9 protein-coding genes are annotated in these 10,801 nt (G+C 40.6%); 5 read left to right on the forward strand and 4 right to left on the reverse strand.

Features of this window, described 5'->3' with window-relative positions:
• Positions 1-851: amidohydrolase (locus EP1X_RS09770; RefSeq protein ID WP_055284041.1), on the forward strand; the 851-nt coding region annotated here is incomplete at its 5' end.
• A 63-nt stretch (positions 852-914) separates the two neighbouring features.
• Positions 915-1,214 carry a DUF424 domain-containing protein gene (locus EP1X_RS09775; protein WP_055284043.1) on the forward strand — a complete coding sequence of 100 codons (300 nt, stop codon included), beginning with the start codon at positions 915-917 and terminating at the stop codon, positions 1,212-1,214.
• Here the strand turns inward: EP1X_RS09775 and EP1X_RS09780 are convergent.
• On the reverse strand, positions 1,209-1,886 hold the full coding sequence (locus EP1X_RS09780) for a hypothetical protein (RefSeq protein ID WP_055284044.1): 678 nt from the start codon (positions 1,884-1,886) through the stop codon (positions 1,209-1,211). The genes EP1X_RS09775 and EP1X_RS09780 overlap by 6 nt on opposite strands.
• Positions 1,887-1,990: 104 nt before the next feature.
• On the opposite strand from EP1X_RS09780, the gene EP1X_RS09785 reads away from it, so the two are divergent.
• The 3 genes from EP1X_RS09785 to EP1X_RS09795 all read left to right on the forward strand — a co-directional run bounded on the left by EP1X_RS09785 (position 1,991) and on the right by EP1X_RS09795 (position 5,234).
• Entirely contained in the window at positions 1,991-3,157 is a 1,167-nt protein-coding gene (locus tag EP1X_RS09785; RefSeq protein WP_055284045.1) for a 60S ribosomal export protein NMD3, read from the forward strand.
• Between the two features lie 121 nt (positions 3,158-3,278).
• Positions 3,279-4,607, forward strand: coding sequence for a CoA-disulfide reductase (cdr, locus tag EP1X_RS09790; RefSeq protein WP_055284047.1), 1,329 nt, complete (start codon positions 3,279-3,281; stop codon positions 4,605-4,607).
• Between the two features lie 69 nt (positions 4,608-4,676).
• Positions 4,677-5,234, forward strand: coding sequence for a DUF998 domain-containing protein (locus tag EP1X_RS09795; protein ID WP_055284049.1), 558 nt, complete (start codon positions 4,677-4,679; stop codon positions 5,232-5,234).
• 9 nt (positions 5,235-5,243) lie between these two features.
• On the opposite strand, the gene EP1X_RS09800 is transcribed toward EP1X_RS09795, so the two are convergent.
• The 3 genes from EP1X_RS09800 to EP1X_RS09810 all read right to left on the reverse strand — a co-directional run.
• Positions 5,244-6,047: a class I SAM-dependent methyltransferase gene (locus EP1X_RS09800; RefSeq protein WP_055284051.1), complete on the reverse strand. Its 804-nt coding sequence runs from the start codon at positions 6,045-6,047 to the stop codon at positions 5,244-5,246.
• Between the two features lie 328 nt (positions 6,048-6,375).
• On the reverse strand, positions 6,376-9,252 hold the full coding sequence (gene leuS / locus EP1X_RS09805; RefSeq protein ID WP_055284053.1) for a leucine--tRNA ligase: 2,877 nt from the start codon (positions 9,250-9,252) through the stop codon (positions 6,376-6,378).
• A 280-nt stretch (positions 9,253-9,532) separates the two neighbouring features.
• A partial coding sequence (locus EP1X_RS09810) for an MFS transporter (RefSeq protein WP_156300740.1) occupies positions 9,533-10,801 on the reverse strand: 1,269 nt, incomplete at its 5' end.

The following is a 10,801-nucleotide window of genomic DNA, read 5'->3' on the forward strand; positions in this document are numbered from 1 at the left end:
ACGCACACACAGCAATGCTCCTCGGAGCAGCGAAAATAATAGCTCAACATGTGGACGAACTCCCTAATAAAGTCAGATTAGTATTCCAACCTGCAGAAGAAGGAGGTAATGGAGCACTCAAAATGATTGAAGGTGGTGCTCTAGAAAATGTAAATGCTATTTTCGGCATTCATGTATGGAGGAATCTTCCAAGTGGCGTTATAGGAATTAGAGATGGACCACTCATGGCTGGGGTTGGAAAATTTGACGTGAAGATTATTGGAAAAGGCGGACATGGTGCTTTACCCCACGAAACTATTGATCCCATGCCGATAGCTGCCCAAGCAATTTTAGCCTTTCAAACAATAATAAGTAGAAACCTAAGTCCATTAGAAAGTGGTGTTGTAAGTGTAGGAGTTATAAAAGGCGGAAACGCGTTTAACATAATCTCCGGAGAAGTCGAAATGAGTGGGACCTATCGGTTTTTCAATGAAGAAACCAAAGAGCTCATTGAAAAAAGAATCAACGAAGTCCTAAAGGGAGTGACTTCTGCATATGGGGCCTCTTATGAATTGAAAGTTGAGGAAATAGGACCACCCACAGTAAATGATCCTAAGATGGTAGAATTAGTTAAAACAATTGCCAAAAGGATGGGGCTAAATGTTGTCGAGGCCAAGAAAACAATGGGTGCTGAAGATTTTGCATTCTATTTACAAAAAGTACCAGGAGCCTTTATTTTCCTTGGAACAAAGAACGAAGCAAAGGGAATAGTCTATCCCCACCATCATCCAAAATTTGATGTAGATGAAGAGATATTACACCTAGGAACAGCCTTAGAGGTTGGACTGGCTTTTGAAATACAGTTAGAATAAGAAAAAATCTGGAACCATTAATTAAATTTTTAAACCTCAGTTCCCCTTTTCTTTTGTGATACCATGAAAATCTACGTTAAAGTATACCGTGTCCAAGGAGAAGTTCTTATTGCAGCTTGTGATGAAGACCTCCTAGGGAAGACTTTCAAAGAGGGGGAGCTAAAATTAGAGGTAAAAGAAAGGTTCTACAAAGGGGAACTTAAAGATCCAGAAGAACTTGGTAAGTTTCTAGAAGAGGCCACAATAGCAAATTTGACTGGAAAGATATGTGTGAAAAAAGCTATTGAGCTCGGCTACATTGACGAAAAGAGAGTTCTCCATATTCAAGGTGTTCCTCATGCCCAGATGGCAAAACTCTTATGAGGAGATACAATAGGGAGAATAATAGGCAATCAAAGTATTATTTTTAATATCCGCAATATCTAGAACATAAAATACTTTTTTCCCTCTAAATTCTCCAATAAGTGATGAGTTAACCTGGATTACAAATCGTGAAATCTCGTCTGTTGATGGATAATAAAGCCCCATCTCCCATGTTCTGCTCTCTTTCTTATAAGGATCACAATAGTACAGAGCACTGACCCCAATTATGTACTCCGTTCCATTAATCTCAATTGGCGGAGGTGTCCGTACAATTACCAAAGGAGAATAATAAACTGTAGAATTTTGTGGGAGATTCCAAAGCTCTTCAATAGGTACATCTACAATTTTTCCAAAAGTTCCACTAAGGCAAGCAAATTCTGAGTCTGTTCCGTTTTCGAATTGAAGTTCAATGAACTCTCCTTCTGAGCATGAAAATTTCTCCCCCAATTTTAACGTTTCTATTGTGTACATTCTTATCTTCTCATAAGTGAGAGGAGAGAGTTCAAGAAGACTAATGTTCTTTCTTGGGGGGATTTCTCCAATATAATACTTGTAGTGGTCCCAGGAGGTGGAGGTCTGAGGGTAGGGAATATGTTGCCAGTGATATTGCCAAAAATAGAACACCACAAAGGAAACAATTAACATGACGAACAGGGCCTTCCTTTTACTCATGAGATTCCCCCATACCTTCTAATGCTAAAATTCATAAAAAGTTTATTTTTAGCAATGAAGTTAAGTTTTTATTGTAATGTGGCCAGCTTGTAGTGGTGAGAAAAATGAGTGAGAGATTTTGCTACAGATGCGGAATAAGCGAGACTGAAGGAGGCCCCTTAATAGATGGACTTTGTCAAGTTTGTTTTAGAAAAGAAAACCCTGTTCTCCTTGTAGAGGATGAAATAAACACAGAACTTTGCCAAAATTGTGGTAGTTATAAGGTTAGAGGAACATGGGTTGATCCAAAAACCTATGAACTGGAGGATCTCATCTTCGAAGTTTCAGATAATGCGCTCATGGAAAACCTTTCAGTTGATGAAAGAATAAAAGAGATAAAAATAGTCCCAAAAGAAGAACTTGAAGAGATTGGAGATTTATTTACAGGAGAAGCGTATGTGAGCTTTGAACCAATCGATTGGCACATAGAGTATTTCCCAGCTATAATAACATATGAGATAGAGATTAAGGCTAGAATTCACGAGCTCCAGCGGGAACTCCACCACGAGAAAAAGAAAGTAATAATCTATGTGAGGCAAACCGTGTGCCCAAGATGTCAAAAGTTCTTGGGAGGCTACTTTGAGGCAATTTTACAAGTTAGGGCAGAAGATAGGAAGCTCACAAAAGAAGAGCGAGACAAAATCTCAAAGCTCGTTGAAGAGAAAGTTGATGAGATTATGAAACGTGACAGAATGGGCTTTATCCAAGATACTGTGGAAAAAGAAGAGGGTATAGATTTCTATATGGGATCCACCTCAGCTGCGAGAAAGCTTGCCCAGTTTATACGGGATAAATATGGGGGGAATATAAGTGAGGCGTATCAACTAATAGGACAAGATAGAGTGACAAGTAAAGAAGTTTATAGAACAAGTGTCAGTATAAGGCTTCCAAAATTCAGAAGAGGAGATATCGTCGGAGATAAAAAGGGAAACGTGTACAAAGTTGAAGAGGTCACCGGAAAGGGCCTCTCCCTGAAAAACCTCTATACTCATGAGAGTGAACATAAAGATTGGAAAAGCGCAAAAAGAGATGAAATTGACACAATAGACCATGAGAAAATTGAAGCAATGGTGACAAGTCTAACACCAAGAGAAGTGCACCTTATGGATATGCAGAGCTATGAAACTTTTGAAATCGAAAAACCCAAAGTCAAAATAGAAGAAGGCAAAGTTTACAAGCTTATTAAGGTTAAGGGAAGGTATTATGTAGAAGAGAAAAAGAAAACAGACTAATTTTTCTCTCTATTCTTCTTACCACTCAATAAAATGGCATTTCCAGACTTATGAAGAGTTTTCCAGGGATGCATTTCTTCACTAATCTTTTTAACCTCAGGTTTACAACCTTTCTTTGGTGATGAAAATGAAGCGTGTAGTTATCATAGGTGCTGGTGCAGCAGGCATGAGTACTGCCTCACGAGTAAAGAGATTAAGGCCCGATTGGGACGTAAAAGTTTTTGAACGGACCGAATGGGTAAGTCATGCCCCTTGTGGAGTCCCATATGTCATTGAAGGCATCTCACCACAGGAAAAACTTATGCATTATCCCCCTGAATTTTTCATTAAAAAGAGAGGCATAGACCTTCATCTAAATGCAGAAGTAATAGAGGTTGAACAAGGAATAGTGAGAGTGAGAGAAAAGGATACAGAAAAGAATTACGAATGGGACTACTTAGTATTTGCAAATGGTGCTTCTCCCCATAGTCTAAATATAGAAGGAGTCAATCTTCAAGGAGTTTTCACTGCGGATCTACCACCAGATGCTGTAGCAATAAGGGAGTACATGGAAAAAAATGATGTTAGAAACGTTGTTGTTATTGGAACCGGATACATTGCTCTAGAAATGGCCGAAGCTTTTGTTGTTCAAGGAAAGAACGTAACTCTAATTGGAAGAAGCGAGAGAGTCCTAAGAAAGACCTTTGACAAAGACATCACCGACATAGTCGAGCAAAAGCTGAGAGAGCACATTAACCTACGTCTTGGAGAGCAAACACTTAGAATAGAAGGGAAAGGAAAAGTAGAGAAAGTTATTACAGATGCTTCTGAATACAACGCAGACCTAGTTATAATTGCCACGGGTATAAAGCCTAACATTGAGTTAGCTCAACAGTTAGGAGTTAAAATAGGAGAGACCGGAGCAATATGGACTAACGAAAGGATGCAGACAAGTATTGAGAATGTTTATGCAGCAGGAGACGTTGCAGAGACAAAGCATTTGATAACAGGAAACAGGGTTTGGGTGCCTTTAGCTCCACCAGGCAACAAAATGGGTTATGTAGCTGGAAGCAACATAGCTGGTGTCGATATAGCATTCCCCGGAGTTTTAGGCACAGCGATAACAAAGTTCATGGATTTAGAGATTGGAAAGACTGGGCTTACAGAACAGGAGGCGTTAAAAGACGGTTATGATGTAAAAACCGCATTCATAGAAGCAAGAACAAAGCCCCATTACTATCCCGGAGGGAAGAAAATCTGGCTTAAAGCAATAGCAGACAAAGAGAACGGAAAACTCTTAGGACTTCAAGCAGTTGGTGCAGAAATCCTTCCAAGAATAGATACGTTTGCAGTTGCTTTACAAGCAGGGTTTACCACTAAGGACTTGTTCTTTGCTGATTTGGCCTATGCACCACCATTTGCACCAGTGTGGGATCCATTGGTGGTCTTGGCAAGGGTTTTGAAGTTCTGAATTCTTTTCCTACTTATTTATTGAAAAAGATTTATGTAGTTAGAACCCTACTTTTCATTGGAGATACATATGGAAAAAATTCGCCCAAAACAGGGGAAACCTTGTCTGTATATTGCCTATCTTTCCGTGGCTATTTCCCTATTCTCAATAGCAATAGCAATAATTCTTTCGGAATGGTTTAACATAATGAACAATGCACTAAGTGACCTTGGACATGCTATAATGAGCCCTGTAGCCCCAATATTCAATTTTGGACTAGGCCTCGGAGCAGCCCTTATCATATACGTTTCAGCACTATGCATTTATCAATTTAGCAAACTCCTCTCCGTTGTTGGATTTTTAACCGGCTTTACGTTGATACTTGTAGCAGTATTTGACGAGATTTATGGAGAGCTCCACATAAAAGTCTCTATAGCATTTTTCCTCTCACTGGCCCTATTTCTAATAGCTTATGCAGTTTATTTCAAGAGCTACCTTCCTCTGCCAGCTTTAGGAATATCTATCATTGCGTGGATTCTTCATCTCAGGTATGATATGCCTAGAGGAGCGGCCATTCCAGAGCTTGTGTCGATATTTGCAACACTTCCCTTCTATATTGCTGTGATAAAGCGTTTTCAAGAAAGATGACTTTTGAAGTCACTTTCCTGCGATAATCCATCCTACTGGTGGATGCTCTGCTCCCTTTTTCCATTTCTCGTACGCCTTATCCCATTTCTCCAGAAGCTCAGCTCGTTTTCTTTTGTCTGCTATCTGTGCAACGTAATCTCGGGGAATATAAGCAAGATAGTGTGGAAGGTTAGGTTCAAAGACTCCGCTTTCAATTATCCTTCCTCCTGCCTCTTCAAGGAGTCCTTTCAGTCTCTCCAAAGGAAGGTAGTGAAGATCATCCTTTTCACCAAAGAGTGCCTCGAAAATCTCTTCTCTCAAGTTGTACATCCTCAAATGGGCTTCCTGTGCTTGGTTTTTAGATATTGGTAAAGTTTCCGCTATGAAAACCTTTTCCGACACACGGAACATCTCGGCAAAGACTTTAATCATTGTTTCCTCGTTCTTCAGGCTTCTCACACCGTGGATAAGCACAGCTAGGTCAAAGCTCTTAAAAGGAAACGGAAGCTCTCTAGCGTCCACCTTTAAAGGGATTATGCGATGCCTTAGCCCTGCTGAAGATGTTATTTCCTCAAAAAAGTGCCACCTCGAGATGTCTACGGCTACAACACGGCCGGTTTCTCCAACTAGGTAAGCCAAAGGAACTGTCGTAATTGCATGAGCACCACAGCCAACCTCAAGGACGTTCATGCCCTCCCGAATAGGTGCAAATCTGAGAATTCTAAAACGCTCGAGCATCTCTATGTGAAGCCAGTCCTCTGGAAGGGGAGGCTCGTTTCGGAGGGGGATTTTAGAAAGAACATCTTTCTTAAAGTTTTCTTCATTGATGAACATTGAAAACACCAGTATTCATTAAAAACCTCCTCCTTAAGGCTTTTTCGGAGAAAAAGATTTATAAGATGGTGTTGAATTATTAGCAGCTTAAAAATCTTTAAGATCGAAGAGTCTGGAAGCTCGGTTTCAAAGAACCCATATTTGGCGTTCAGATAATATGCGAAATCCACCACAGAGGACAAATGTCTGTACTTGAATATATTCTTTCTCTTTCCGAAAAATGGAATTCTCTCAAGGATTCCCATGTTAACAAGTGTCTCAAGCTGACCTCTTCCTTGGTCTGAAGGACGAGGCTTCCAGGTAGTAATGATAAAAAGGAATAAAAAGCTCACTCAATATAAACAGCAGGCTTCATAGGCATCGCTTGTCTCTTCTTTCCTCCTTTGTCCTCCTCTGGGTTGATGATAATCTCCAAGCCTATCTCACTCTCGATGAACTCTTTGGCCTGCGTTAGGGCCTTCTCCTCATCAATGCGCTTAAAGTCAAAGGCCCTGTCCTTAATTAACCTCTGGATTAGCTTTGAGACATCCTTACCACGCTTGCGCATCTCTGGGTCTTTCATAACTTCACCCATCGAGGCTTTGAAGTCTCTCTTCTCCGCAACTACTTGAGCAACTTTCCACTTCCACTCCTCTGCAGTGTAGATGTAGGCCCTCTTTGCATCTTCAAGCTTTGCCACCTTTATGATTTCCTTAATGTCGTCAATTAGGTTCTTAATGTAGTCTTCTTCAAGTTCTATCGTTTCATTCCACCATTCTTCAACTGGCTCGGGCCATTTGGCCAAGCTTATGAAGCCCTCTCCTCTAAGTCTCTCCCATAACTCTTCACATATATGCGGTGTAAACGGTGCCATTAGTCTAACCCATACATCAGCCAGCTTTCTTAGTGTTGAGCGCTTTGCTTCATCGTCCCTTCCTTCGGTCCTCCTCATGTACCATCTTAGGTCATTCAAGATATTGTAGAAAGCCCATTGGACTGCTGTTCTTGTCCTAAACTCTTCCAATGCCTTGGTTGCGCCTTCAATGGCCTTGTTTAACCTGTGAAGTAGCCACTTGTCAATGTCCATTAGCTCGGCATCACTCTCTTCATATCCTGCAAATTCACTTATCAGGTCGTAAAATCTCTCTATTTGCTTTCTCAGCTTTCCAACCTCTGCTCTCTTCCAGTCAAAGTCACTATCGTGTTCTGCAAGACTCATGATGTAAAGTCTAACTACATCGGCCCCATTCTCTTCTATTGCATCGATGAAATTGAGCACGTTACCTTTACTCTTGCTCATCTTGGTTCCTTCGAGGGTTCCAAAGCCGTTTACCGCTATACCTCTTGGCCAGTGCTCCTTCCTAAAGATGGCCACATGGTTGAATATGAAGAACGTTAGGTGGTTTGGAATTAAGTCCTTAGCAGAGCATCTCCAGTCGAGTGGATACCAGTACTCGAACTCTTCTTTCATTTCCCTCAGGACTTCCTTTGGAATGCCTGTTTTCTCGCTCAGTTCTTCTTCCCTAGTTTCACTCTTTTCTTCAAGGAATAGATAGTCAAAAACCTCTGGGACTAGCTGCTCTCCTTTAATCCCGTACTTGTTTATGGCTCTTGATATTGTGTAGTATGCCATGTAAATCGTTGAATCGCTAAGGCTCTCAATCACCCACTCTGGATCCCATGGAAGAGGAGTACCTAAGCCAACTTTCCTCGCACAGGCTTTCTTGTCAAGCCACTCTAAAATAGCCTCAAATTGTGTTCTCCTTGATTCTGGGAAGATTTTCATGTTTGCCAAAGCCTCTCTTGCTTTTTCTTTCCACTCTGGGTTGCCATAGTCAATGAACCACTGATCATGGATTATTTTCACCACTGCTCTGTTTCCAAATCTTGAGATAACGTTCTTATCAGAAAACTCGTACATTCTGTCAGCAGTTCCTTTTTCAGCCATGTCCTTAGCTACTAAGTCCTTCACTTCACTAACTGGCTTTCCTTTATAGGGTTCTATTTTAAAGATACCTCTGTGGTATTCGGCCTTGTAAATATTCTTTGTTGCTTGTTCGAGTTTCTCTACATCGTTTTGACCTTCAACACCTAGTTTTTGGGCCTCTTCAACTGCAGGAAATTCTCCATAACCCTCTAGCTCTATCAGAGAGATATAAGTTATATTTTCAACTATTCTCGGATCTATATCATATTTCATCAACAGCTCAGTGTTTTTCTTTATGTCCTCCAAAGCCGCGTGGTCAAAAGGAGCGTGTGCTGGAACACTCATGACAACCCCAGTGGCATTATCTGGATCTACAAAGTCTGCCGGTAGGATAATTATCTCATCCTCAGTAACAGGATTTTTAACCCATTTTCCAATTAGTTTCTCACCTTTGAATTCCTCTAAGATCTCGATCTCTTTATCTTGGAAGCTCAACTTGTAAGCGGCTTCTTTGCTTATTATCCAAACTTCCTCCATGTCTTTGTTCTTGATTTTTGCTTTCACATATGTTGCTTCTGGATTCAACCACATGTTTGTTACTCCATATACCGTTTCAGGTCTTAATGTGGCTGCTGGTAAGTAAGCAACCTCGCCGTTTTCTTCAAGGATGAACTTTATCAGAACATAGTCCAATATTTGAACATCTTCCCCCTCAATTAAGTCATGATCTCCCAAAGGAGTTCCAACTATTGGATCCCACCTAACGTAGTGGGTCCCCTTAACCACCAAACCTTTCTCCTTTAATCTCAAGAACTGCCATTCTATGAACTTGCTGAAGGGCGGGAAAAGAGACGTAGTATGGAACTCTCTGCTCCAATCAACACTAAAACCTGCTCTAATAAATGTTTCCCTTGCAGCTTTCATAAAATACTTTACTATGTTCACTGGATCCTCAAAAGTCCATAGAATCTCTTCTGGAACTTTATAAACGTCCTTATATACGTATATCGTTTTGGGATCTCTGTGCTTTATTCGTTCAGCAATACCTACTATTGGAGACCCCGTTATGTGCCACGCCATTGGGAACAAAACATTGTATCCCTGCATCCTCTTGAACCTTGCAATCACGTCTGGTATTGTGTAAGTTCTTGCGTGTCCAACGTGCAGGTGCCCAGATAAGTAGGGAAACGCAACCGTTATGTAGAATTTTGGCTTCTTCTCATCTATTTGTGGCTCAAATGCCTTTTTCTCTAGCCATTTGCTCTGCCATTTTTCCTCAATAGCTTTGAAATCTACCATACTCTAACCTCCTTGGGTTGTTAAAAATGCCTTTTAAAAGAGTTTGCCCACACCAAAAAGAGCTGGAGTCAAAGCTAGGGGGTAAGCTAATAAAGTCAGCGTAAGAGGAATGCCAGACTATGGAGAACTCGATCCCCCCTCATAAGCATCGGGCTTTATCTTGACATTAGGATATTTAAATCTTTTGGAATATCATTTCTATCCTCTTCCTCTAACGAAGATATGAGAACATGAAAATTCAGGCCTTGCTCTTTAGGACAGAAGAGAAAAGTAAATGCCCTTAGGGAAGTGCCTCTGCGTCAGGTTCTTTTTTTCTATTTTCAAAGTCTTCAAAGACTGCTTTTGAATACCTTGTTACAAACAGCACAACGGAAATGAAGGTCAAAAATGTTAGGGCCAAAGCTATTTCATGAGCAGGCGCATTGTCAAGTAGTATGCCGACAAGACCATAACCTATAGGGACTATGCCTTGTCCCATGACCTCAATAACAGAAAATACTCTTGCCCTATATTCTGTAGGAACAAGCTGTTGGAACTCTACATTTATTGGAGTATTTACAAAAGCATTTGAAGCTCCCATGAAGACTGAAACGATGGCAATGGCAGCAAACATTCCCCAGCTTGGACCTGAGAAAAATGCTATGCTCTGAGGGAACATCAACAAAGCGAACACAAAGAGGAGAAGAGTTTCAAAAATCAGACCCTTAATCAAAAGATTTTCTGCCTTTTTATTGGCAAAGAAGGCTCCAAGAAGGATATTTCCAAGGAGTATACCTCCCATAAATGATGTCTCTAAAAGACCATACTGCTCTGCAGTAAATTTAATGACCACTCTCATTACATAGGGATAAAGAACTGCAAATATGGGAGCTGCGAGAAAATTCACTACCAAAGCAAAGCTCATCAGGGTTAGAATCCCTCTTTGCGTCTTTATATACATTAGACCTTCTTTTAAACCTTCAACAATTTCTCCAACGTTCGTTATGTTTTTCACTTTTTGTTCATATTTTATGAATAACTCACTTATCCCCGAAGCTATAAATGAGATCCCATTTATTAGAAACGCTGCCATTATGCCCCCAATCCCATAAATTATTCCTCCAAGAGCAGGACCAACTATATACGCAGTGCTATTAAGGCTCATTAAGATTGAATTCGCTCTCATCAATTCATCTTTTTCTACTATATCCGGTAGCATCGCACTTGTTGCTGGCCCAAAAAGGGCATTCATGATTGAAATAACAAATTGAACCACAAAAAGAACAGGGATAGTTACCAAATTTCTCAAAGCTAGAAGGGCTAAGATCAATATAACCACACCTCTTCCAAAATCCATCCAAACCATTATCCACTTTCTATTGATTCTATCTCCCAAAACACCGGCTATTGGGTAGAGAAGTAAACGAGGGAGCATTGAAATTATCATGAAAGTCCCCATTATTGTACCAGAGCCTGTCAAATCCAAGATAAATAATGGCAGTGCTACGTCCTGTACACCACTTCCCACTAGTGAAACAAAACGTCCCATTGCATAGAGCCAGAAGTTTCT

This window comes from Thermococcus sp. EP1, assembly GCF_001317345.1.
Classification (GTDB): Archaea; Methanobacteriota_B; Thermococci; order Thermococcales; family Thermococcaceae; genus Thermococcus_A.

Coding starts and splice junctions, on each gene's coding strand:
- EP1X_RS09795 (WP_055284049.1), top strand. CDS start 4,677: ATGGAAAAAATTCGCCCAAAACAGGGGAAACCTTGTCTGTATATTGCC.
- leuS (WP_055284053.1), bottom strand. CDS start 9,252: ATGGTAGATTTCAAAGCTATTGAGGAAAAATGGCAGAGCAAATGGCTA.
- EP1X_RS09785 (WP_055284045.1), top strand. CDS start 1,991: ATGAGTGAGAGATTTTGCTACAGATGCGGAATAAGCGAGACTGAAGGA.
- EP1X_RS09800 (WP_055284051.1), bottom strand. CDS start 6,047: ATGTTCATCAATGAAGAAAACTTTAAGAAAGATGTTCTTTCTAAAATC.
- EP1X_RS09775 (WP_055284043.1), top strand. CDS start 915: ATGAAAATCTACGTTAAAGTATACCGTGTCCAAGGAGAAGTTCTTATT.
- cdr (WP_055284047.1), top strand. CDS start 3,279: ATGAAAATGAAGCGTGTAGTTATCATAGGTGCTGGTGCAGCAGGCATG.
- EP1X_RS09780 (WP_055284044.1), bottom strand. CDS start 1,886: ATGAGTAAAAGGAAGGCCCTGTTCGTCATGTTAATTGTTTCCTTTGTG.